The sequence below is a fragment of the Ruminococcus sp. 1001136sp1 genome (genome assembly GCF_039841815.1).
Taxonomy (GTDB): Bacteria; Bacillota; Clostridia; order Lachnospirales; family Lachnospiraceae; genus Blautia_A; species Blautia_A faecis.
The window spans coordinates 38,136-62,055 of the sequence record NZ_JBDPGY010000002.1; the positions used below are offsets into that span (position 1 = coordinate 38,136).

Sequence of the window (23,920 nt, forward strand, 5' to 3'; positions counted from 1 at the left end):
AGGTACAGAAACTGATATCCAGTGGGATATTGGGGACGGTACCTTTTTTTGCAGAAAATAACTGTCCTCTTAAAAATAATCAAAACTGTCTATTGAAGACATACCAGTATCTCGCTATGATAAGTGCTAATTAGATACTGCAGTATAAAAAGCAGTGATTAAACAGGAAACATTGGAGCTTGTTTGAGAAATCATTCCTGCAACTTGTGAGGCACATCTTGCAGAATGTTTTTTCAATATGTACCAGGTTTCCGGGAAAGAGAGAGAAACCTATGAACAAACAGAATTCTACCATTATGAAACTTGCAGAGACTGCACTTCTTGCAGCACTTTGCTATGTATCTTTTACATTTTTGCAGATTAAGATTCCGGTACCGGGTGGAGATGCTACTTCTCTTCACATCGGAAATACCTTCTGCGTGCTTGGAGCTCTGCTTCTTGGCGGTTGGTACGGCGGTCTTGCTGGTTCTATTGGAATGACTATTGCAGACCTTATGGATCCGGTTTACATTACAGGAGCACCCAAGACTTTTGTCCTGAAGCTTTGCATCGGTCTTATAACAGGTCTTGTAGCCCACAAGATTGCAAAGATCAATGAGACGAACGACAAGAAATACGTATTCAAATGGAGTCTGATCGCTTCCATTGCAGGTCTTGCTTTTAATGTGATCGCAGATCCCATCGTTGGCTATTTCTACAAACAGTACATTCTTGGTCAGCCCCAGGAAGTAGCGAGCATCCTTGCAAAATTAAGCGCCGGTGCTACATTTGTAAATGCAATTGTATCTACAATCCTGGTTGTGATTATTTACAATGCAGTTCGTCCAGCTCTTATTAAGGCAAATCTGATTCATGTATATGTAACTGCAGCGAATGCGAAATAAGAAGAAAATAACCATCTGGAAAAGTCAGAATATAAGATAAGTGAAAGCTCTGGAATGTCTGAACCGTGTACCGCCATTGAAAGTCAGATTTAGAATCTGACGATAGGAAGCGAGTTCAGGTAGTCCGGAGTTTTTTTGTGTTGTTAATGAGACTGAGATGTCTGTTAAAAAAAGAAGATGAATGGCTGGCAGTTTATAAAATTTTAAGATTAGTGAAATTTTTATGACTTTTTCTCAGAACCCCTGGAAACACTGGCAAATTGAGAAATTGTGTGCTACAATGTTACCTAAATCGCAAAAGCAAAGGAGTAGTGCTATGAGTCTGGCAGTAGTAACCCTGAAAAAGGGAGAAGGACGTCTTTTGAAATCCGGCGGAATGTGGATTTTTGATAATGAAGTAGCTTCTATTATGGGAAGCTTTGTAAATGGAGATATTGTACTGGTTCATGATTTTGACGGATATCCTCTGGGAAGAGGATTTATCAATACGAATTCCAGGATTGTGGTACGTCTTCTTTCAAGAGATGAGAATACTGTGATCGATGAGGAATTTTTTGAGAAAAGAGTGCGGGATGCATGGGAGTATCGTAAGAAAGTAACGGATACTTCAAGCTGTCGCGTGATCTTTGGAGAGGCAGATTTTCTGCCGGGTTTTATTGTGGACAAGTTTTCTGATGTGCTGGTGGTACAGTCCCTTGCACTTGGAATCGACCGTTATAAAGAGATGCTGGTGGAACTTCTGAAGAAAGTTCTGGCAGAGGATGGTATCCGGATCTGCGGCGTTTACGAGAGAAGTGACGTGAAAGTACGTAAGCAGGAGGGAATGGAGCCATATAAGGGCTTTATTGGTGAAGAGTTCCCTACTTTGGTTGAAATTGTGGAAAATGGTGTAAAATATCAGGTGGATGTAAAAGACGGTCAGAAGACAGGATTTTTCCTGGATCAGAAATACAATCGTCTGGCAATCCAGAAGCTTTGCAGGAATGCCAGAGTTCTGGACTGTTTTACCCATACCGGTTCTTTTGCTTTAAATGCAGGATATGCAGGAGCGAAAGAAGTAACTGGTGTGGATGCTTCACAGCTTGCAGTTGATCAGGCTACAGCCAATGCAGCTTTAAACGGACTTTCTGATTCTGTAAAATTTATCTGTGAGGACGTCTTCGCTCTTCTTCCGAAACTGGAAGAGAAAGGCGAGAAATATGACGTGGTGATTCTGGATCCACCTGCATTTACCAAGTCAAGAAGTTCTGTTAAGAATGCAGTGAAAGGCTATCGTGAGATCAATCTCCGTGCCATGAAGCTGGTGAAAGACGGCGGTTTCCTTGCAACCTGTTCCTGTTCACATTTTATGGATTACCAGCTTTTTACCCAGACCATCGGGCAGGCTGCCAGAAATGTGCATAAACGTCTCCGTCAGGTAGAATATCGCACCCAGGCACCAGATCATCCGATCTTATGGTCTGCTGATGAATCTTATTATCTGAAATTTTACATTTTTCAAGTCTGCAGCGACAGATAGGAAAAGACGGAATGATTGCTGGTTGTTTTGTGAACCATAATAGTGAATGTACAGAATCAGGGATAGGGAAATAATATAATAACAAAAGAGCGACAGAAACTTATTCCAGGAAGATAAGTTCACAAGAAAGAAGGTATTTTATTGAAAGAAAAATTTATGAGATTTATGCAGGGACGCAACGGAGTGGATCAGTTCGCAAGATTCACTATGGGAGTGGCACTGGCTGCTATTGTGCTCACCTTATTTACTGGGACCAGAAGTGGAATTGGCGCATTTTTGGATCTGTTTGGAATGGCTGCCATTGTTTATACTTATTTCAGGATTTTTTCCAAAAATATTTCCAAACGTTATCAGGAGAATCAGAAGTATCTTCAGATGACAGATAAGTTAAGAGCCCGTTTCCAGAAAGAGAAGCGAATGATGAGCCAGCGCAAGGACTATCATATTTACAGCTGTCCTGGCTGCGGTCAGAAAATCCGTATTCCCAGAGGCGGATTTAAGAAAGTGGAGATTGAATGTCCTAAGTGTCATACCAAATTTATAAAGAGGCGCTGATATGTTTGGATATATTGTAATGAACAAGCCGGAGATCAAGATGAAGGATTTTGACATGTACAGAACCTTTTACTGCGGACTCTGCAGGGAACTGCGTGAGAAATACGGGATATCCGGCCAGATTACATTAAGCTATGATATGACTTTTGTGATCATGCTTCTTTCCGGCCTTTATGAGCCAAAGACGTACAAGGGCACTACCAGATGCCTTCTTCATCCTGTGAGAAAACAGCCAGTTCGAAAGAATGTGATGACAGAATACTGTGCAGACATGAATATACTTTTAACTTATTATAAATGTCTGGATGACTGGAACGATGACAGAAAATATGTGAAGCTTGGTTACGCCAGGCTTCTCGAGGGGAAAAATAACCGTCTGTTAAAACTTTATCCAGATAAGGCGAAGCGGATCGTCGAACTTCTGGATGAGCTTTCCGCTTTGGAGAAACAGGGAGAGACAGATATAGACAGAATGTCCGGGATTTTTGGGCATATTATGGAGGAGATTCTTGCTTACAGGCAGGATGAGTGGGAGAAAAGCCTTCGAAGAATTGGCTTTTATCTTGGCAAATTCATCTATCTTCTGGATGCATATGATGATGTGGAAGAAGATGTGAAAAATAAAGATTACAATCCTTTCGCAGAAAAATATACAATGGAAGGGTTTGAAGGGGAAGTACGCCAGATTCTTATGATGATGATGGCAGAAACCTGCAGAGAATTCGAGAAGCTTCCTATTATTAAATATGGGGATATTCTTCGGAACATTTTATATTCCGGTGTGTGGTGCCGCTTCGAGGAAGTGAGCAGGAAACGCAGGGAAGAACGGGAGAAAGAACATGTTGGATCCATATAGCGTACTGGGAGTTTCCAGAAATGCAACAGATGAAGAAATAAAGAAGGCATACAGAAAGTTAAGCCGGAAGTACCATCCGGATGCGAATATTAACAATCCGAACAAGGATCAGGCAGAAGAGAAGTTTAAGGAAGTACAGCAGGCATATGAGCAGATCATGAGAGAACGCGAGTATGGAAGCAGTGGTGGATCTTCCGGCGGATACGGTGGTTATGGATATGGAGGATTTGGCGGCTTTGGAGGACAGCAGCGCCAGAGCACTTATGAAGATGAGGAAAGTGTGCGCAGACGTGCAGCAGCTAATTTTGTTCAGAGCGGACATTATCAGGAGGCTATGAATGTGTTGAATTCCCTTTCCCAGAAGAATGGAGAGTGGTATTATATTTCCTCCATGGCGAACATGGGAATGGGGAATAATGTAAAAGCGCTGGAGCATATTCGTGAAGCTGTGCGCCAGGAGCCGAATAATCAGCAGTACCGTATGCTCCTGAACCGGATGGAAGGTGGCGGAAGCTGGTATGAGACACAGCAGGGACCGTTTGGAGGAATGCCAGTGGCAGGGGATGATATGTGCCTGAAGCTTTGTCTGGCGAATGCGCTTTGCGGAATGTGCTGTCCGGGAAGCGGAGTGCTGTGCTGTTGATAAAGTAGAAGTTTATGATACTGTACCGTGGAGAAGGATGCCATTGTACAGTATTCTTTTTTGAGGTGTTTTGATGTTACCAGAGAACAGTAACCTTTGAATGACAGATTTTGTTAAAAATCAATTGACAAGAAAACTCGCACGTATTAAACTGTTAAAGCGTGAAATAGATATAGATACCGCAGACGTGAAGCATCTGACGTTCGTATGGGATAATACAGCTTTTGGGGGCTGCATGACCATTTGTGGGGATTGTGCATCTGGCGTGCGGTAGTATAGGAGGAATCAGATAATGAGTATTCGTATTGGTATTCTGGGATATGGTAACCTGGGACGTGGCGTAGAATGTGCGATCAAACACAATCCTGATATGGAACTGGTGGGAGTTTTTACCCGTCGTGCTCCTGAAAGTGTTAAAATTCTGACAGAGACAGCGAAGGTATATTCTGTAGATGATGCTGAGAAGATGAAAGACCAGATTGATGTTATGATTCTTTGCGGCGGAAGTGCTACTGATCTGCCGGAGCAGACACCTAAGTATGCCCAGTGGTTCAATGTGGTAGACAGCTTTGATACCCATAAGAGAATCCCGGAACATTTTGCAAATGTGGACAAAGCAGCTTCTGAGAGCGGTCATGTTGGAATTATTTCTGTAGGCTGGGATCCGGGAATGTTTTCTCTGAACCGCATGTATGCAAATGCAATCCTGACAAACGGCAAGGATTACACATTCTGGGGAAAAGGCGTAAGTCAGGGACATTCTGATGCAATCCGCCGTATCAAAGGAGTAAAGGATGGCAAACAGTACACCATCCCAGTTGAGTCTGCTCTGGAAGCAGTAAGAAGCGGAAAGAATCCGGAGCTTACTACAAGAGAGAAACATACCAGAGAGTGTTTCGTAGTAGCTGAAGAAGGCGCTGATCTTGCAAGGATTGAGAATGAGATCAAGACTATGCCGAACTACTTTGATGAATACGATACCACAGTACATTTTATTTCCGAAGAGGAACTGAAACGTGACCACAGCGGAATTCCGCACGGTGGATTTGTAATCCGCACAGGCAAGACTGGCTGGAACGATGAGAATAGCCATGTGATCGAATATAGCCTGAAACTGGATTCCAATCCGGAATTTACTTCTTCTGTAATCATTGCATATGCAAGAGCTGCATACCGCATGAACCAGGAAGGACAGAATGGCTGCAAGACGGTATTTGATGTAGCACCTGCTTACTTAAGCGCTCTGAGTGGAGAAGAATTAAGAAAACATCTGTTATAATTACTTTATAACAGAAATATTACAGAATTTATAAAAGGACAGTTCTTTCACATTGTGTGGGGCTGTTCTTTTTTTATGGAAAATACCTTTGAAAACATTGCTTTTAAAGAGAAAATAATACGAAAATATTGTGAAAACTTTACAGAGTTTTACTTTCGGGTTGACGATAGATGGAAACTGTAATATAATGAGCTACATAAAGCTGTAACAACTTTGTAAAAACTTGAAGATGATAATAACAGGGGTTGTGTTTGCTGGACAGCAGTATTACCTGTGGACAGCAACAGATTAATTAAAAAGGAAGGTAAGTATGCAAAACAAATGTAAAAAATTCAGACTTTGGAGTATCTTGCTGCTGGTAATGCTTATGGCAGCCGGTTTTACATGCCATAGTACATCAAGAGATGTACAGGCTGCCACGAAGAATGGATTCCGTACAGTAAAAGGGAAAACATACTACTATAAAAACGGCAAGAAAGTCAAAGGATGGCTTACCCTGAACGGTAAGAAATATTATTTTAATAAATCTACTGGTGTTCAGGTGAAAGGCTGGGTGAAAGATAAAAAGGGCAGAAAGCGTTATTTCACAAGCAAAGCAGGTGTTATGGTAACTGGATGGCTTTCCAATTCCAAGGGACAGCGCCGTTACTTTGCACCATCAACCGGATACATGAAGACAAAGTGGCTGAAGCTTGGCGGAAAGACCTATTACCTTTACGCGAAATCAGGCGTTGCAGCTACCGGTTTTGTAAAGGACAGCAAAGGAAATATCCGCTATTTTTCCAAAACGGGAATTATGGCCACTGGCTGGCTGACTAGCTCATCAGGAGTGAAGCGGTATTTTGACACTACATCGAAAACTGCTACCAATGGAATCATGGCAGTTGGTTTTAAGACGATCAATAATGTGACCTATTATTTCTACAGCGGCTCCGGAGCTATGGCGACGGGCTGGGTGGAGAATACAGACAAGGGTACAAAGTACTATTTTGATCCTACTACAGGCGCGATGTACACAGGCACACAGACTGTTGATGGTGTTACATATACATTTTCCAGCACTGGTGTATGCCAGGGAGAGAAGCAGGATGATCCTTCTCCGAATGGAAATACAGGAAATAAGACCATCAAGAATTATCTTGCAGGAGCACTTTTACCTGTTGGAAAAGCACTTTACGTATGGGGCGGCGGATGGAATGATTCCACAAGAAAGGGTCTCAGCGATACCATGACCAGCTGGTATAATAAATGGTCAGCGAATCCATCCAGTTATGATTACAATAATTACCGTGATCTTTCTACTTCCAATCGTGCGAAAGGATTTGACTGCTCAGGCTTTGTAGGCTGGTCTGCTTATCAGGTAATGCAGACACAGTCCGGTGTAGGATATGGATACACAGTGGTTTCAGGTGAAATTGGAAGCTATTACAAGGGGAAAGGCTGGGGCTCAATCGTAAATCAGTCTTATCTGTCACAGAATGGCTGGGAACTGAAGCCTGGCGATATCGGATACAATGATGGTCATACATGGATCGTTCTTGGACAGTGCAGTGATAAGAGTGTTGTTATCATTCATTCCACTCCGCAGGCAGGTGTCCAGATTTCTGGAACTACCACACCTACAGGAAGCTATTCCAGTGAGGCGGCAGCCCTTGCGAAGAAATATATGTCCTTGTATTCCGGATACAGCATCTTCAACTATCATCCATCCGTTGGAAACTATATCCGAAATGGAAACTATCTGAGATGGAATGGAGATACACTTTCTGATCCGGATGGTTATTACAATATGACAGCAGACCAGATTCTGTACGATCTGTTTGGAAAATAATGGTTAAGTAATATACAAGAGAGAATCAGTGAAAATACTGGTTCTCTTTTTATGTAACAGCGGAAATCTTTGAATTCCCCCTCTGTTACACAAACACGCTCTGTGTTCTCTTATTTAGACAAATGTATTACGAAATGTTACAAAGTTTTAAAAATTATTGCGATTTAGGGTTGAAATCTTTGCAAGAGTGTGCTAATATGTAGCAAGATTGAATGAAATGTTGCAAACATATTACAAATTGAGCTTTTTAGATTATCAAAAAGATTAACGAGGGTGATGAAACATGAAGAAAAGAATTGTATGTCTGACACTGGCAATTTTAATGTGCGGCTCACAGGTTGTAAGCGTAATGGCTGACCGTGAGAGCGATTTAAGAGAAGAGCAGGCCTGGACAAGCCAGCAGCTGGATGCTACATACGCACGCATGAGTGCCCTGTGGGATCAGAAGCAGCAGCTTGAGAGCCAGATCGAATCTTTGAATTCTGATCTTGTAAATGTAATGGTTTCCATTCAGACTCTTGAGAGTGATATCGCTTCCAAGGAAGCAGAAATTGAGAAAACACAGGGTGACCTGACCAAGGCTCAGAATGCCAAGGATAAACAGTACGGCGCCATGAAGAAACGTATTCAGTATCTTTATGAAAAAGGTGGAAACAATGCATGGTTCCAGATGATGTTAAATGCAGATAACCTTGCAGACCTTCTTACCAGAGCTGAGTATACACAGCAGATGTATGAGCAGGACAGAGAGAGCCTTCAGAAATATGCAAGAACGATTGAGGAGGTTCAGAAGTTAGAAGATCAGTATGAGCAGGAGAAAGCTGATTTTGAGACCATGAAGGAAGAATATGAGGCTCAGCAGTCTAACCTTCAGTATCAGTTGGATGTAACCCGTGCGAACAGTGCTGATTGCGAGAATGAGATCGCATACGCACAGCAGCAGGCTACTGAGTATGCGAACCTTCTGGAACAGCAGCAGGCAGAAATTGAGCAGCTTGAGGCAGAACGTATTGCAGCAGAAGAAGAGGCAAGACGTCAGGCAGAGGCAGAGGCCGCAGCAGCTGCAGCAGCACAGGAAGCAGCTCAGAACGGAGATGATTCCTCAGAAGATGTTCAGTATGATGAAGATGGAAATGTTGTAAGTGGTTCTTCTGATGGATCTTCTGATTATGAATACGATGAGTATGGTAATGTAATTGATACTGACAATACAGTTGATTACAATTCCGAGGCAAGCAGCTCCGACAGTTCCTCAGATAGTTCTTCTGACAGTTCATCAGCCAGCAGTTCTTCAGGTTCCGGCTCTTCTGTTGTATCCTATGCAACACAGTTTGTTGGAAACCCATATGTATGGGGTGGAACAAGCCTTACCAGTGGTGCTGACTGCTCTGGCTTTGTGCAGAGTGTATATGCAAACTTTGGCGTAAGTCTTCCAAGAACATCTTATGAGCAGCAGAATGCCGGATATGAAGTATCCTATGCGGATGCTCAGCCAGGCGACCTGATCTGCTATGGCGGACATGTTGCAATTTATATGGGAAATGGACAGATTGTCCATGCATCCAATGCCAGAGATGGCATCAAGGTCAGCGATAATGCTGCATACAGAACGATTACTTCTGTAAGACGTCTTGTGTAATCTGAATAAATGAATTTGTGAGCCCTTTCCGGAGATGAAAATCCGGAAGGGGCTTTTTACTGAAAATAATGTGGAAAAGCAAAGGAAAAAGAAGTATAGTAAGAATAAAAGTATTGTCTGAAAATCGTAATATAAATATTTCGTATAGCCAGATGAGAGGTGGAGAAAAATGCTTAGCCATTATCAGATGAAGGAAATTCCATATTTAAGAATATTAGGAAGATCGAATGGCAGTCTGGAACCGGTAACACTATTTTGGACCGCTTCCGGAATTGAACTGAATGTAAAAGCAACAGAAATATGGGTGAAAATCCGCTCCGATTATGATGTTTTTGAGCCATGGGTGGATGTGATCGTAGACGGCGTATTGTCCCAACGGCTTATGGTAAATAAGGGAGAACAGGAAATCTGCCTTTTCCGTAATATGGAAAGGGATAAGGTAAGAAATGTAAAGCTTCTTCGTGATACTCCTGCGTTTCCCACAGATGAAAAAACATTGCTTCAGCTTCTGGAGGTTGAAACTGACGGTGAGTTTTTACCTCTTGAAACACCAAAGCTCAGATTGGAGGTAATAGGGGACAGCATTACCTCTGGTGAGGGCGGCAGCGGTGCAGGAGAAGAAATGACATGGAATTCCTTTTGCTTCAATGCCGTGGATAATTATGCATATATGGCAGCAAAAGAACTGGGCGCGGTGTACAATTGCATCAGTCAGAGCGGCTGGGGCGTTTTCTGTTCCTGGGAAGGCAATGAGCAGCAGGCAATCCCGCTATATTATGAGCAGGTGTGCGGTCTTTTAAATGGAGAAAGAAACAAACAACTGGGTGCTATGGAAAAATGGGATTTCCAGAAGTTTCAGCCTGATGTGATCGTGGTGAATCTGGGGACAAACGACAGCAGCGGCACGAAGAATATGGACAGGATTGGAAAGGCTGTGGAAGACTTTTTGAGAAAACTGCGCGTATGTAATCCGGAAAGCTATATTCTGTGGTGTTATGGAATGCTTGGAGATGAGATTTTACCAACGCTTGAGAAAGCGGTGGGGAATTATAAAAGAAAAACAGGGGATGAACGCGTAGAATTTGTGAAGCTTCCGGATACACTGGAAGGAGAATTTGGATCAAGGCAGCACCCAGGGCACAGATCTCATGAAAGAACAGCGAAAATCCTGGTGGAGAAGATTCAGGAAAAAATGACGCTGCTGGTCACGCCGTGACTAGCAACATCTGGTTGATAAAAAAATAACAAAAATCTTTTCAAAAATAACAAAAATCTTTTCAAAGGGTTGACAAAGACAGTGACCGGTGGTACTATGGTGTCAGTATAATTCCATAGTGAACATATTAAGTGCTGACAGCTATAAGCTGGCAGAAAGAGGGAATCAGGTGAGAAACCTGAGCGATCCGGTCACTGTAACAGAGGAGCGAATCTTATAGTCCATTGTGCTTGCGCATGAGAAGGAGAGAGGATGTGATGATCCTGGAGCCAGGAAACCTGCTTGGTATGGCGAGGTTAAACTTCCGATGAAAGTGTAACAACCAGTTTTGGGGAATCCGCAGCCCTGAGATGTTGTCCGCTTTTGTGAGTGGACATTTTTTATGGAATGATCGCCTGTTCAGAAGAATTATACAGATTAAATGGCAGGCGATACTACTTCGGATGAAACCGTTCCCTCCGCGTATATATGAACGGATCATATTCTACCCCGGAGTAGCATCGCTCCCTCTTAAATAATGATGATTCAGAAGCCGCATATGCGGTATTTTTTTTACACTTTTCCTGAGCCTGTTTGTAGAATTATTCCCGTAATCTCCTGCAGGGTGTGACGCACATCTTACAGAAAGCCTTTTTTAAACACGCTCTGGCCGTATTCTATTCCTGTAAGCGGGATTCTTTTTTTGCATTTGATTTTGGGGCATTACGAAATAGAATATAAAGAATATTTTGTTTTGAGCTGTATGAGATAAGGAGAGAAATATGGAGAAAAAATATTGGGAAGATAAAGAATACGCTTATTTCAGTCATAAGAAATGTGAGTATTTTCCATGCCATAAAGGAGCTGATCCAGAGGACTTTAACTGTCTGTTCTGCTATTGCCCGCTTTATGCCCTTGGAGACAAATGCGGCGGAAATTTCAAATATAATGAGAAGGGATTTAAAGATTGTACGAATTGTCAGCTCCCTCATAAGAAGAAAAACTACGGTTATGTGACAGGAAAATATCAGGAACTTGCTGCGATGATGCAGAAAGTAAGAGAAGCAGATCATAAAAATGAAAATGAGTAATCAAAGAAATAAGTATAAAAAACTCTCCGGAATATATACGAAGTTAAGCTTACGTATTTACATTTCTCGGAGAGTTTTTGCGTAATGCAAAATTCCATTGGAATTCTGCAAGCTGGATCCTTTTTATCGTATGCTTAACAGCATCTTTAATTTCGGAATCTGGTTGTTGAGAATCAGACCCTCTGGAAACATAGCATTATGAACGAAATCAGCGGCATAAGTGAAGTCTCCAATATGCTCTGTTCCATGACTGTCACTGGAAAGCACGATTGGAACCAGATACTTCCGGCAGCAGGACAGGATCTGCGCGCAGTTGGCATGGGTATCGCCCCGATATCCGTAAGGCGCCAGGGAAGCTTCGTTGATTTCAAGGATAACACCGTTTTCACTGGCAGATTTTACAACTGCGTCGTAATCTATGTCATACTGGGGATTATCAATGTGTCCCAGGATCTTTATAACCGGATTCTTCATTACGTTCAGAAAAGCAGCAGTATTTTCTTCCCTGGTCTTTGGCCGGAAATTCTGATAATGCATGCTGGCGATTGCGTAGTCCAGCTTATCAAGAAGCTCCTGTGGCAGATCTGTTTTTCCATCGGTATCCAGAATGTTCAGTTCAATTCCATATAATAATTCCACATCGAAACGCTTCCTGGGCGAATAGATCAGGCTTCGGAAATAAGAAGAAGTTCCGGCAGCCAGAGTGGCTGGTCCGTGGTCTGTGATTCCAAGAAGCTTCAGCCCTTTTTGGGAAGCTGCCTTTGCCATGTCACTGATGGTGCAGGTCGTGCCGTGTCCGCTGGCAATAGAATGTGTGTGTATATCAGAAAGATACATAAAATCATCTCCTAATCAAGATTACGTGAATATATGCAGCTGGTAATTTCACTATAAAAGTGTTTTAAAAAGCCATTTACAGTTAACTTTAGTATGCCAGAGGGCAAAAAACATGTCAATCATAAATAAGAAAAAACAGAGAAAACAAATAAAAACAACATTACAGTACAAGAAAAACCACACATCGCATGCAGAGAAGTGTTGCTTTTTGTTGACACTTGGAAATCAGAAAGGTATAATCAAATCAGAAAATAAAAACTCTTTATTCAGGAGGAGAAAATGGGATACACAGATAATATGTCTCCGGAAATGAAACAGAGAATTGTACAGGAGCTTGTGCCAGGCAAGCAGATTTCCCTGGCACATATCATTGCCAATCCGGATAAGATTCTTTACACCAAGCTGGGTCTTGATCCATCTCTGGATTACTCAAGAGCGGCCATTGGGATCATGACTGTAAGTCCGGCAGAAACTGCTATCATTATGGCAGATATTGCGATGAAATCATCTGGCATTGAACTGGGATTTGTTGATCGTTTCAGCGGAAGCCTGATCATCACAGGTACTGTGTCGGAAGTAGAAGCTTCTACTAGCGCAATTCTGGACTATGTGGGAAATAAACTGGGCTTTACTTTATGCCCCATTACAAGGACTTGACAGAATATGAGGAAACTTGTTCTGATCGGTCGCAGCGAGGCTGGAAAAACTACTTTGACCCAGGCCCTGCGTGGTGAAAAAATACATTATCATAAAACACAATATGTAAATAATTTTGATGTGATCGTAGATACGCCAGGAGAGTATGCCCAGACGAAAGGTCTGGGACACGCCCTGGCGTTGTATACATATGAATCAGATGTGGTAGGGCTGCTGGTATCTGCCACGGAACCGTATTGCCTTTTTCCACCTTGCATTACCTGTATGGCCAACCGTGAAGTAATTGGAATTGTTACCAAAATCCACAATCCGGATGCAAATGTAAAACTTGCCACGTCCTGGCTGGAGCTTGCCGGCTGTAAAAAAATCTTTTATGTAGACTCCAGGCAGCAGGAGGGCATTCCGGAGATTTTGGAATATCTTAGGGAAGATGGCGATGTAATGCCATGGGAAAAAGATGCCTCTGATCCTGTGAATTAGAAAATACCTGTCAAATGTGGAAAAACAGTAAAACCAGCAAAACCACGAAAAACAACATAGCAATCCAGAAAAAAATCCACATAAAACAACATAAAACAACGGAAAAACCTTGACTTATAATGTGGAATGGTGTAAACTTACAACATAACCTAAAAAGTAACAGGCTAGCTATGCCTAGCCATGATAAGTTACCCGGTGCGGTACTATAACTTACATAATCCACCGCACCTGAATGTGCTTAAGGAGGAAAAAAGCATGGTAAACGAATACGAAATCAAAAAACAGATTTGCGACATCGGAAGAAGAATCTATAACCGCAACATGGTTGCAGCAAATGATGGAAACATCTCTGTAAAACTGAATGACAATGAGTTCCTTTGCACACCTACTGGTGTATCCAAAGGCTTTATGACTCCAGAGTTCATCTGTAAAGTAGATGCAAAAGGAAATGTTCTTCAGGCTAACCCGGGATTCAAACCATCATCTGAGATCAAGATGCATATGAGAGTATATGAGAAGAGACCTGATGTAGGATCTGTTGTACATGCTCATCCAATTTATGCAACATCTTTTGCTATTGCTGGTATTCCGCTTACACAGCCAATCATGCCAGAGGCAGTTATCGCTCTTGGATGTGTTCCGATCGCTGAGTATGGTACACCTTCTACAATGGAGATTCCGGATAACCTTGAGAAATATCTTCCATATTTCGATGCAGTTCTTCTTGAGAACCACGGAGCTCTTACCTGGAGCACAGACCTGAACGCTGCATACATGAAGATGGAGTCCGTAGAATTCTATGCACAGCTTCTGTATCAGAGCAAACTTCTTGGAGGCCCGAAGGAATTTGATAAAGAGAACATTAAGAAACTTTATGAGATCCGTCGTAAATTCGGTATGCCTGGAAAACATCCGGCAAGCCTTTGCCAGAACAAAGATGGCATGAACTGCCATAACTGCGGTGGTGCATGTCACAACGAAGACTATAAACAGTTCCCAGGATATCAGTATGATTTCGTTGGCGGCAACTGCGATGCTCCGGCAACAGATACAGCTAATGCAGATGCAGAGTTAGTAGCTAAGATTACCAAACAGGTTATGGCTCAGTTAGGACTGAAATAATCAGAAAATATAAAGGCCGCAGCTGTGAGAGAATCAGGCAGCTGCAGGCAATTGTTAAGGAGGAACAATCTCATGCCAATCAGCGAGAGCATGGTACAGGATATTGTACAGGAAGTTATGGCGAAAATGCAGATTGCAGACGCTCCGGCCGGTAAACATGGAATTTTCACAGATATGAACGAGGCCATTGAGGCTGCGAAAGCTTCCCAGAAGATCGTTCGGAAAATGTCCTTGGACCAGAGAGAAAAAATTATTACCTGCATTCGAAGAAAAACAAAAGAAAATGCAGAAATCCTTGCACGTATGGGTGTTGATGAGACCGGAATGGGAAATGTAGGAGATAAGATCCTGAAACATCATCTGGTAGCAGATAAGACCCCTGGTACAGAAGATCTCAGCACTACAGCATGGTCAGGCGACAGAGGACTTACTCTGATCGAGATGGGACCGTTTGGCGTAATCGGAGCAATCACTCCGTGTACGAACCCAAGTGAAACCATTCTGTGCAACACAATGGGTATGCTGGCAGGTGGAAATACAGTTGTATTTAATCCGCATCCGGCAGCAATCAAAACCTCTATTTATGCGATCAATCTTCTGAATGAGGCATCCCTGGAAGCAGGTGGCCCGGACAATATCGCAGTAACAGTAGAGAAACCTACATTAGAGACAAGCAATATTATGATGAAACATAAAGATATCCCGCTTATCGCAGCAACAGGCGGTCCTGGCGTTGTAACAGCAGTCCTTTCCTCTGGAAAACGTGGAATCGGCGCTGGCGCAGGAAATCCTCCGGCAGTTGTAGATGAGACAGCAGATGTAAGAAAAGCTGCTCAGGATATCGTAAACGGATGTACATTCGATAACAACCTTCCGTGTATCGCAGAGAAGGAAATCGTAGCAGTTGCTTCTATTACAGATGAGCTTATGCATTATCTGGTAAGTGAGAATGACTGTTACCTTGCTTCCAAAGAAGAACAGGATAAACTTACAGCAGTTGTTCTTGCAGGCGGCAAGCTGAACCGTAAATGCGTTGGACGTGACGCAAGAACATTACTTTCCATGATCGGAGTAAATGCTCCTGCAAATATCCGCTGCATCGTATTTGAAGGACCGAAGGAACATCCACTTATCGCTACAGAGCTTATGATGCCGATCCTTGGCGTTGTAAGGGCAAAAGATTTTGATGATGCAGTAGAGCAAGCTGTATGGCTTGAGCATGGCAACCGCCACTCTGCACACATTCATTCCAAGAACATTGACAATATCACCAAATATGCGAAAGCAATCGACACCGCAATCCTTGTTAAGAATGCACCTTCCTATGCAGCACTTGGATTCGGCGGAGAAGGTTACTGTACATTCACAATCGCAAGCCGTACTGGTGAAGGACTTACAAGTGCAAGTACATTCACCAAGAGAAGACGCTGCGTAATGGCAGACAGCCTTTGCATTCGCTGACAGGAGGAAACATAAAAATGGATATGAATAACGTAAATATCGAAGAAATCGTAAAACAGGTTCTTGCTGGAATGGCTGGAACAGCACCGGCAGCTTCTGCATCAGCAGCACCGGCAGCACCAGCTGCAGCACCGGCAGGCGCAATTCCGAAAACTGCACACGTTGCAGTACTTACTGAAAAAGAGCATTTTGATATTAAAGAGTACCCGATTCCGGCAATTGGCGATGACGACATCCTTGTTAAAGTAGAAGGCTGCGGCGTTTGCGGTACTGATGCTCACGAATTCAAGAGAGACCCATTCAACCTGATCCCGGTTGCACTTGGACATGAGGGAACTGGTGAGATCGTTGCCATGGGTAAAAATGTTAAGACTGATACAGCTGGAAAACCGGTTAAGATCGGTGACAAAGTCGTTACCTGTATGATCTTCAAGGATGATCCTGAAATCACAATGTTCGACTTAAACAAGAAAAACGTTGGAGGAGCTGACGTATACGGACTTCTTCCAGATGATGACATTCATCTTAACGGATGGTTCTCTGATTACATCTTTATCAGAGGTGGAGAGTTTGGAAGCACATTCTTCAACGTAAGTGATCTTGATCTGGACTCCCGTATCCTGATCGAGCCATGTGCAGTTCTTGTACATGCAGTTGAGAGAGCAAAAACAACTGGTATCCTTCGTTTCAACAGCAGAGTTGTTGTACAGGGATGCGGACCAATCGGTCTGATCTGTATTGCAGTTCTTCGTACCATGGGTATCGAGAACATCTGTGCTGTAGATGGAAATCAGCAGCGTCTTGATTTCGCTAAGAGAATGGGCGCTACCATGAGTGTAAACTTCATGGAGCACAAAGGAATCGAAGCACTTTCTGAAGCTGTTAAAGATCAGTTTGGCGGACATCTTGCAGACTTTGCATTCCAGTGTACAGGATCACCTGTTGCTCATGCAAACATCTACAAATTCATCCGTAACGGCGGTGGCCTTTGCGAGCTTGGTTTCTTCATCAATGGTGGAGATGCTACAATCAACCCGCACTTTGACATCTGCTCCAAAGAGATCACAATCGTAGGCTCCTGGGTATACACCTTAAGAGATTACGTTACAACATTTGATTTCCTTAAGAGAGCAAATGCAATCGGACTTCCAATGTCTGAGCTGATCACAGACAAGTATCCGCTTGAGGAGATCAATGAAGCATTAAAGAAGAACCTTGCAATGACCGGTCTTAAGATCGCAGTTGTAAATAAATAATTGCCGGATAAAGGAGAATCAAGATGGCAGAAGCTGTAGGAATCTTGGAGGTGTTCGGACTGGCAACAGCGTTTGTGGCGGCCGACGCCGGCTGCAAGGCAGCAAATGTCCATCTGGAGGTTTTTGATAAAAATAAACCTGCAAATGCGGACAGTCTGCCGGTACCGCTCCTTGTCTGCATCAAGTTCCGCGGAAGCGTTTCTGATGTAACAGAGGCTGTGGAAGCTGGAATCAGAGTAGCAGAGAGTATGACCGGTGTGGTACAGCACTACGTAATACCAAATCCGGAACCCGGTACACAAAAAATGCTGAAAATCAGCGCACTGGATAAGGATTAATGATTGCTAACCAGTGAATTTAAGTCTATAATAAAAACGAACAAAGTCATGCGGAGCATGGCAGGTACCTCACAGCAAGTACGCTGGAGCGTACTTGAAAAGTCGAGATATATCAGGAGGAATTCATCATGGCACAGGAAGCTTTAGGAATGGTAGAAACCAGAGGACTTACAGCTGCAATTGAGGCAGCAGATGCAATGACAAAAGCAGCAGAGGTTACACTGGTTGGTACAGAGAAAATCGGATCCGGTCTTGTAACTGTTATGGTTCGCGGTGATGTCGGAGCTGTTAAGGCAGCAGTTGAGAGTGGAAGCGCAGCAGCATCCAGACTTGGAGAGCTTGTAGCTACACACGTAATCCCAAGACCTCATACAGATGTGGAGAAAATCCTTCCAAGCATCTAATGAACTATAAGGAGTTCGCTCATGAGTAAATCATATGGTTTTATTGAAATCACAGGTGTTGTAGCGGCCATGGATGCCCTGGACATTATGTGTAAAACGGCAGACGTTGAGCTGGCGTCATGGGAGCGTAAGCTGGGCGGACGACTGGTGACCATTATTGTACAAGGCGATGTGGCAGCTGTTACAGAAGCTGTGGAAGCGGCAGCAACAAATGCCATCAAGAAACCGGCAAGCTATGCAGTAATTGCCAATCCCCATGAGGAAATCGTCAAAATGGTGGAGCTTAGCGCAAGTCGATGGAGAAAGAAAAAGGGGGATGAATAATGGCTGACGAAGAAAAGAAAGAGACAGCGAAAAAAACAGCCCCTAAAAAGGCAGCCGCTCCGAGAAGAACGGCCAGAACAACCAGAGCAAAAGCAGCAGAAGTAAAGGCCGAAGAGCCGAAGACCACTGCAGCTGACAAAGAGATTACAGAAACCAAACATACAGAAGCTGAGAAACCAGCAATTCATAAGGAGGAAAAAATCATGACACAGGAAGCATTAGGAATGGTAGAAACCAGAGGACTTACAGCAGCTATCGAGGCAGCTGACCAGATGTGCAAAGCAGCTAACGTTGCATTAGTTGGAACAGAGAAGATCGGATCCGGTCTTGTAACTGTTATGGTTCGTGGAGATGTTGGAGCAGTTAAATCTGCAGTAGAGAGCGGAAGCGCAGCAGCATCCAGACTTGGAGAGCTTGTAGCTACACACGTAATTCCGAGACCTCATACAGATGTTGAGAAAATCCTTCCAGTTCTGAAATAATATAAAAGTCCCAGATAGCAGCCATGAATGAGCTGTGCTTGCATAAGCGAATTCATGGATGCTCCTTACTTTTATAATGTCTGCTATGGCAGACATTACCGAATTTCAGGAAGAAAGCAGGTGTACTTTTGGAAACCAATAATGTTGAGCTGATTACCAGAATGGTACTGGATGCTCTCAATAAAAAAGAAGAAAAAGGCAATGGCTTCATGGTGCCCATCGGAGTTTCCGCAAGACATATCCACCTGACGCAGGAACATGTTGAAGCTTTATTTGGACCAGGATATCAGCTCACCAAGAAGAAAGAGCTGATGGGCGGACAGTTTGCCTCCAATGAGACAGTAACTATCGTTGGACTGAAGCTCCGTGCAATTGAGAATGTACGTATTCTCGGACCGGTCCGCAAGGCTTCACAGGTTGAAGTATCAGCTACAGACGCAATCAAGCTTGGTATGAAAGTACCGGTGCGTGAGTCTGGAGATGTTAAGGGAAGTGCTCCTATTGCAATTGTCGGACCGAAAGGTGCGATTTATCTGAAAGAGGGATGTATCGTAGCAATGCGTCACATTCACATGTCCCCGAAGGATGCTCAGGCAGCCGGTGTGAAGGATGGAGATATCGTATCTGTTAAAGCAGACAATGAGAGAGGAACCATTTTCAATCAGGTGAAGATCCGTGTAGACGACAGCTTTACACTGGAGATGCACATTGATACAGATGAAGCAAATGCAGCAAAAATTGCCACAGGCAATACAGTTACAATTATAAAGTAATGTTTTGGAAATCATTTCCTCATTACTAAAATAAAGTGTTCAGCCATGCTGGTTCTGAAAATGACAGATGCATGGCTGAACTGATATAAAATTTGGAGGTTCACATGATAGTTGGCAAGGTAGTAGGAAGCGTTGTTTCCACAAGAAAAAACGAAAAGCTGATCGGCAATAAGTTTATGATCGTGGAACCGGTTCATCACATGAAAGGTGACCTCAGTCAGATTGTTGCGATCGATATTATCGGTGCAGGAATCGGAGAATATGTATTGGTGGCACAAGGAAGCGCGGCAAGAATTGGCTGCGGCGTAGAAACAGCACCGGTAGATGCCGCCATTGTAGGTATCGTTGATGACGGTGCAGGATTGGAGTAACGCCATGGATATCAAAGAATTACAGAATATTATACAGGAGAATGGTGTAGTTGGTGCCGGCGGTGCAGGATTCCCTACATACATGAAGCTGACAGATAAAGCAAATACCATTCTTATGAACTGTGCAGAGTGCGAACCTTTACTGAAATTACACAGACAGTTATTAGAGAAGCACGCTTACGAAATAATGAAAACCTTCCATATGGTTCAGGAAACAGTTGGAGCTTCTGAGGCCATTATTGGAATCAAAAAATCTTATGTTCAGACAGTAAATGCTCTGAAACAGCATATCGAAGAGTTCCCGGGAATGCGCATCCACCTTCTGGATGAAGTGTATCCGATGGGAGATGAGGTTGTACTGATCTACGAAGCAACTGGTAGAGTTGTAAGACCTGGCGGACTTCCTATTGAGCAGGGAGTTGCTGTGTTTAACGTAGAGACATTGTATAATATATACCAGGCAGTAGAGAAAAAAGAGCCTGTAACAGCCAAATATGTGTCTGTTGTAGCTGAGGTAAATCATCCGGTAACTGTAAAAGTACCTCTTGGATGTACTATGGATGATGTTGTTGCCCAGGCAGGCGGAACTACTGTAAAAGACCCGGTTTACTTTATTGGTGGACCGATGATGGGAAGAATCGGAAAAGGTTCTGACCCTGTGACGAAGACAACAAATGCGATTCTGGTTCTGCCAAAAGACCATTTAATCGTACAGAAGAAGATGCGGACTTCTGCTATAGATTTAAAACGTGCAGCATCTATTTGCTGCCAGTGTAATACTTGTACAGATCTTTGCCCACGTAACAATCTGGGACATCCGATTGATCCAGCCCGCTTCATGCGTGCAGCTTCCAATCAGGATTTCAGAGATGTTAATCCATACATCAATGCAAGCTTCTGCAGCTCCTGTGGCGTTTGTGAGATGTATGCATGTCCTCAGAGCCTTGCTCCAAGAACACTTCTTGCAGACATGAAGGGCGGACTTCGTAAGGCAGGTATTCGTCCTCCTCAGGGAGTACAGCCAGTACCAGTTAAGGAATCCCGAGAATACCGCAAGGTTCCGGAAGAACGCCTGATGGCACGTCTTGGTCTTACAAAATATGACAAGGACGCACCGATGGACGAGACACTGGTTGATATTCCAAAGGTTAAAATTCTTCTTAGCCAGCATATCGGAGCACCTGCTCAGGCAATTGTAAAAGTTGGAGATCAGGTGACAAGAGGTCAGATGATCGCTTCTCCTGCCCAGGGCTTAAGTGTTGGTATCCATGCAACCATCTCCGGTAAAGTTACCGAGGTGACAGACCGCTGGATCGTAGTTGCAAAGAATTAGAAAGGACGTGCAGAAAATGAGTAAAGCAATCGGAATGATTGAATTCAAAACTACAGCTACCGGCGTTACTGCAGCAGATGCAATGGTTAAGACATCTGATGTAGAAATCGTTGAGGCGCAGACCGTGTGTCCGGGTAAATATATTGCAATTATTACCGGTGATCTCAGTGCGGTAAAAGCTGCCGTAGATACAGCTGTAACAACATATGAGGACAAGTGCATTGACAGTTTTGTACTGGGTAATCCGCACGAGTCTCTTTTCCCGGCTATTTATGGAACTACTCAGGTTGAGGAGATCAGTGCGCTGGGAATTCTTGAAACATATGATGCAGCTTCCATTATTGAGGCTGCAGATCAGGCTGCAAAGACTGCAATTGTAGATCTTATCGAGCTTCGTATTGCAAAAGGTATGTGCGGAAAATCTTACATGATGATCACTGGTGAGGTTTCTGCTGTATCCGCATCAATCGACAGAGCGAAAGAGCTTGTTGCTGAAAAAGGCATGTATCTGGATTCCTCTGTTATTGCACATCCCGATAAGAGAATGATCGACAGCCTTCTGTAATTCTGGTCTGACCAATAAAATGAACGCGGAGGGGACCTGAACATGCTTGCGTTAGAGAGACGGAATCTGATCCTTGAGAAATTACAGAATGAGAAGCGCGTAGTAGTAAGTGAACTGAGCCAGTTATACGGAGTCTCTGAGGAAACCATCCGACGGGATCTGGACAAGCTGGAGAAGGAAGGGCTTGCCATTAAAAGCTATGGCGGAGCTGTGATCAATGAAGATGTGAGCATTGATCTCCCTTTTAATGTGCGCAAGAATCAGAATGTAGTTGGGAAACAGAAGATGGCGGAAATTGTAGCCTCTCTTGTGCATGACGGGGAACATCTGCTTCTGGACGCCAGCACTACTGCAGTGTTTGTGGCAAAGGCATTAAAAGAGAAGGAGCGTCTGACTGTGATCACCAATTCCATGGAGATCCTTCTGGAACTGGCAGATGTGTCAGGATGGAATATTATTTCCACAGGTGGGATGATGAAGGAAGGCTATCTGGCTTTCCTTGGATCCCGGACAGAAGAAGTCATTCGCTCTTATTTTGTAGATACCGTTATTTTTTCCTGTAAGGCTCTTGATGAGAACTGGGGAGTAATGGAATCACAGGAAGCTTTTGGAACAGCAAAGAGAGCAATGCTGGATTCAGGACGTAAGAAAATCCTGGTTGTGGACAATACGAAATTTGACCAGACCGCATTTTCCGTTGCCGGAAGATTGCGGGATGTTGATATCGTCGTGACAGATGCGAAGCCTTCTGAAAAATGGCTGAAGCTTTTTAAAGAAGAGGGCGTGGAGTGCAGATATCCGGAATCTGTCCGATAGAAGCTTTCTGCTTACAAAAGAAAGCTGCAATAAAGGAGCATTGAATTATGAAAACTTTTGAAATGAAAACAGTCATCCATTTTGGTGACAATGCCCTGGATAGACTGGCAGAACTGCCATACAAAAAAGTTCTGGTGATCACAGATCCATTCATCGCAAAAGGGAAAATGATCGAGCTGATCACAGACCCATTGAGACGCGGTGGCAAGGAGTTTGAAGTATTCAGTGATGTTGTGCCGGATGCACCGGTAGGAAAAATCGCAGAAGGTGTAAAGAAGTTCCTGGAGTATCAGCCGGAGGTTGTAGTAGCTGTCGGAGGTGGCTCTGCAATTGACTCATCCAAGGCAATCCGTGAGTTTGCCCTGAAGATCAACAATTACGGCAAAGTAGGTCTTATTGCAATTCCTACTACCAGTGGTACCGGATCTGAGGTTACCTCTTTTGCAGTTGTAAATGATACAGATAATCATGTGAAGTATCCGCTGATCTCAGACAGCCTTACAGCTGATGAGGCAATCCTGGATGCAGAACTGGTAAAGAGCGTTCCGCCCTCTATCACAGCAGATACAGGTATGGACGTACTGACTCATGCAATTGAGTCTTATGTAAGTATCAATCACAATGAATTTTCATCTGCTCTTGCTGAAAAGTCAATTGAAATCTGCGGAGTCTTTCTGTTAAGAGCATACCTTGACGGCGGCGATATGCATGCCCGTCAGAAAATGCATGTAGCGTCCTGTCTTGCCGGACTGTCTTTTAATGCTGCAGGACTTGGAATCACACATAGTATGGCACATCAGCTGGGAGCTATTTTCCATATTCCGCATGGACGTGCCAATGCAATGCTGCTTCCGCATATTGTAGAATTTAATGCAAATATCAACAAACACAGCAGAAGCCAGCAGGAATATCTTCCGGCAGTAAAGCGATATGCCAATATTTCACATATTCTTGGACTGAGTAACTACAACAAAGTAATGTCTGTAAGATCTCTTGTAAACTGGATTCAGTTTATGCAGAAGGAAATGAATATTCCGCTTACGATTAAAGAAATGGGAACTATTTCTGAGGATGAGTATTTTGCAGCAATTGACAAAATGGCAAACCTGGCGCTTGCTGATGCCTGCACAACTGCCAACCCAAGAGTCCCAACAAAAGAGGATATTGTGAAGATCTACAGGAAATTGTGGTCATTTTAATGAATTTAAG

At 43.4% G+C, this 23,920-nt stretch carries 26 protein-coding genes and 1 riboswitch; of the genes, 25 read left to right on the plus strand and 1 reads right to left on the minus strand.

The window, feature by feature from the left end; all coding sequences use genetic code 11:
• Positions 1–272: 272 nt before the first annotated feature.
• From ABHC48_RS02125 to ABHC48_RS02170, 10 genes are all read left to right on the plus strand, one after another.
• Entirely contained in the window at positions 273–884 is a 612-nt protein-coding gene (locus ABHC48_RS02125; RefSeq protein WP_118577788.1) for an ECF transporter S component, read from the plus strand.
• 316 nt (positions 885–1,200) lie between these two features.
• The gene (locus tag ABHC48_RS02130; RefSeq protein ID WP_195699951.1) at positions 1,201–2,403 is read left to right on the plus strand and encodes a class I SAM-dependent rRNA methyltransferase; all 1,203 of its coding nucleotides are present in this window, start codon (positions 1,201–1,203) and stop codon (positions 2,401–2,403) included.
• Positions 2,404–2,544: 141 nt separating this feature from the next.
• Positions 2,545–2,958 (plus strand): hypothetical protein, encoded by a 414-nt coding sequence (locus ABHC48_RS02135; protein ID WP_118577786.1) that lies wholly within the window; start codon positions 2,545–2,547, stop codon positions 2,956–2,958.
• A gap of 1 nt (position 2,959) precedes the next feature.
• The gene (locus tag ABHC48_RS02140) at positions 2,960–3,814 is read left to right on the plus strand and encodes a DUF5685 family protein (protein WP_195699950.1); all 855 of its coding nucleotides are present in this window, start codon (positions 2,960–2,962) and stop codon (positions 3,812–3,814) included.
• Positions 3,798–4,457, plus strand: coding sequence for a J domain-containing protein (locus ABHC48_RS02145; protein WP_118577784.1), 660 nt, complete (start codon positions 3,798–3,800; stop codon positions 4,455–4,457). The genes ABHC48_RS02140 and ABHC48_RS02145 overlap by 17 nt, the downstream gene beginning before the upstream one ends.
• A 292-nt stretch (positions 4,458–4,749) precedes the next feature.
• Positions 4,750–5,736 carry a diaminopimelate dehydrogenase gene (locus ABHC48_RS02150; RefSeq protein ID WP_148461163.1) on the plus strand — a complete coding sequence of 329 codons (987 nt, stop codon included), beginning with the start codon at positions 4,750–4,752 and terminating at the stop codon, positions 5,734–5,736.
• A gap of 310 nt (positions 5,737–6,046) precedes the next feature.
• On the plus strand, positions 6,047–7,567 hold the full coding sequence (locus tag ABHC48_RS02155; protein ID WP_173734863.1) for an N-acetylmuramoyl-L-alanine amidase family protein: 1,521 nt from the start codon (positions 6,047–6,049) through the stop codon (positions 7,565–7,567).
• Positions 7,568–7,850: 283 nt separating this feature from the next.
• Positions 7,851–9,206 carry a C40 family peptidase gene (locus ABHC48_RS02160; RefSeq protein WP_195699949.1) on the plus strand — a complete coding sequence of 452 codons (1,356 nt, stop codon included), beginning with the start codon at positions 7,851–7,853 and terminating at the stop codon, positions 9,204–9,206.
• 169 nt (positions 9,207–9,375) lie between these two features.
• Positions 9,376–10,422: a GDSL-type esterase/lipase family protein gene (locus tag ABHC48_RS02165; protein ID WP_195699948.1), complete on the plus strand. Its 1,047-nt coding sequence runs from the start codon at positions 9,376–9,378 to the stop codon at positions 10,420–10,422.
• A 112-nt stretch (positions 10,423–10,534) separates the two neighbouring features.
• Positions 10,535–10,723: riboswitch (cobalamin riboswitch) on the plus strand.
• Positions 10,724–11,183: 460 nt separating this feature from the next.
• Entirely contained in the window at positions 11,184–11,492 is a 309-nt protein-coding gene (locus tag ABHC48_RS02170) for a cysteine-rich small domain-containing protein (protein WP_118577780.1), read from the plus strand.
• Between the two features lie 123 nt (positions 11,493–11,615).
• Here ABHC48_RS02170 and ABHC48_RS02175 read toward each other — a convergent pair whose 3' ends face one another.
• The gene (locus tag ABHC48_RS02175) at positions 11,616–12,329 is read right to left on the minus strand and encodes a phosphatase (RefSeq protein ID WP_195699947.1); all 714 of its coding nucleotides are present in this window, start codon (positions 12,327–12,329) and stop codon (positions 11,616–11,618) included.
• A 279-nt stretch (positions 12,330–12,608) separates the two neighbouring features.
• Here ABHC48_RS02175 and ABHC48_RS02180 point away from each other — a divergent pair, with 279 nt between their 5' ends.
• From ABHC48_RS02180 to ABHC48_RS02250, 15 genes are all read left to right on the plus strand, one after another.
• Positions 12,609–12,986 carry a BMC domain-containing protein gene (locus ABHC48_RS02180; protein ID WP_021924989.1) on the plus strand — a complete coding sequence of 126 codons (378 nt, stop codon included), beginning with the start codon at positions 12,609–12,611 and terminating at the stop codon, positions 12,984–12,986.
• A gap of 6 nt (positions 12,987–12,992) precedes the next feature.
• Positions 12,993–13,466 carry a EutP/PduV family microcompartment system protein gene (locus ABHC48_RS02185; RefSeq protein WP_118577778.1) on the plus strand — a complete coding sequence of 158 codons (474 nt, stop codon included), beginning with the start codon at positions 12,993–12,995 and terminating at the stop codon, positions 13,464–13,466.
• A 255-nt stretch (positions 13,467–13,721) separates the two neighbouring features.
• Positions 13,722–14,588 (plus strand): class II aldolase/adducin family protein, encoded by an 867-nt coding sequence (locus tag ABHC48_RS02190; protein WP_187565045.1) that lies wholly within the window; start codon positions 13,722–13,724, stop codon positions 14,586–14,588.
• 72 nt (positions 14,589–14,660) lie between these two features.
• Complete coding sequence (locus ABHC48_RS02195) at positions 14,661–16,049, plus strand: aldehyde dehydrogenase family protein (protein ID WP_118577776.1); 1,389 nt, start codon at positions 14,661–14,663, stop codon at positions 16,047–16,049.
• Positions 16,050–16,066: 17 nt separating this feature from the next.
• The gene (locus tag ABHC48_RS02200; RefSeq protein ID WP_173717926.1) at positions 16,067–17,305 is read left to right on the plus strand and encodes a zinc-binding dehydrogenase; all 1,239 of its coding nucleotides are present in this window, start codon (positions 16,067–16,069) and stop codon (positions 17,303–17,305) included.
• A gap of 23 nt (positions 17,306–17,328) precedes the next feature.
• Positions 17,329–17,643 (plus strand): BMC domain-containing protein, encoded by a 315-nt coding sequence (locus ABHC48_RS02205; protein WP_118577774.1) that lies wholly within the window; start codon positions 17,329–17,331, stop codon positions 17,641–17,643.
• A gap of 128 nt (positions 17,644–17,771) precedes the next feature.
• Complete coding sequence (locus ABHC48_RS02210; protein WP_118577773.1) at positions 17,772–18,047, plus strand: BMC domain-containing protein; 276 nt, start codon at positions 17,772–17,774, stop codon at positions 18,045–18,047.
• 21 nt (positions 18,048–18,068) lie between these two features.
• Positions 18,069–18,371, plus strand: a complete 303-nt coding sequence (locus ABHC48_RS02215; protein ID WP_118577772.1) for a BMC domain-containing protein — start codon at positions 18,069–18,071, stop codon at positions 18,369–18,371.
• Positions 18,372–18,574: 203 nt separating this feature from the next.
• Complete coding sequence (locus ABHC48_RS02220) at positions 18,575–18,853, plus strand: BMC domain-containing protein (protein WP_005427721.1); 279 nt, start codon at positions 18,575–18,577, stop codon at positions 18,851–18,853.
• A gap of 128 nt (positions 18,854–18,981) precedes the next feature.
• Positions 18,982–19,626 carry a phosphate propanoyltransferase gene (locus ABHC48_RS02225; RefSeq protein WP_117850748.1) on the plus strand — a complete coding sequence of 215 codons (645 nt, stop codon included), beginning with the start codon at positions 18,982–18,984 and terminating at the stop codon, positions 19,624–19,626.
• A gap of 104 nt (positions 19,627–19,730) precedes the next feature.
• On the plus strand, positions 19,731–19,997 hold the full coding sequence (locus tag ABHC48_RS02230) for a EutN/CcmL family microcompartment protein (RefSeq protein WP_117850917.1): 267 nt from the start codon (positions 19,731–19,733) through the stop codon (positions 19,995–19,997).
• A 4-nt stretch (positions 19,998–20,001) separates the two neighbouring features.
• The gene (locus ABHC48_RS02235; protein WP_118577771.1) at positions 20,002–21,330 is read left to right on the plus strand and encodes a 4Fe-4S dicluster domain-containing protein; all 1,329 of its coding nucleotides are present in this window, start codon (positions 20,002–20,004) and stop codon (positions 21,328–21,330) included.
• A gap of 16 nt (positions 21,331–21,346) precedes the next feature.
• Complete coding sequence (locus ABHC48_RS02240) at positions 21,347–21,895, plus strand: BMC domain-containing protein (protein WP_118577770.1); 549 nt, start codon at positions 21,347–21,349, stop codon at positions 21,893–21,895.
• Positions 21,896–21,937: 42 nt separating this feature from the next.
• The gene (locus ABHC48_RS02245; protein WP_118577769.1) at positions 21,938–22,711 is read left to right on the plus strand and encodes a DeoR/GlpR family DNA-binding transcription regulator; all 774 of its coding nucleotides are present in this window, start codon (positions 21,938–21,940) and stop codon (positions 22,709–22,711) included.
• A 47-nt stretch (positions 22,712–22,758) separates the two neighbouring features.
• Entirely contained in the window at positions 22,759–23,910 is a 1,152-nt protein-coding gene (locus ABHC48_RS02250; RefSeq protein WP_118577768.1) for a 1-propanol dehydrogenase PduQ, read from the plus strand.
• The last annotated feature ends 10 nt before the right edge of the window (positions 23,911–23,920 follow it).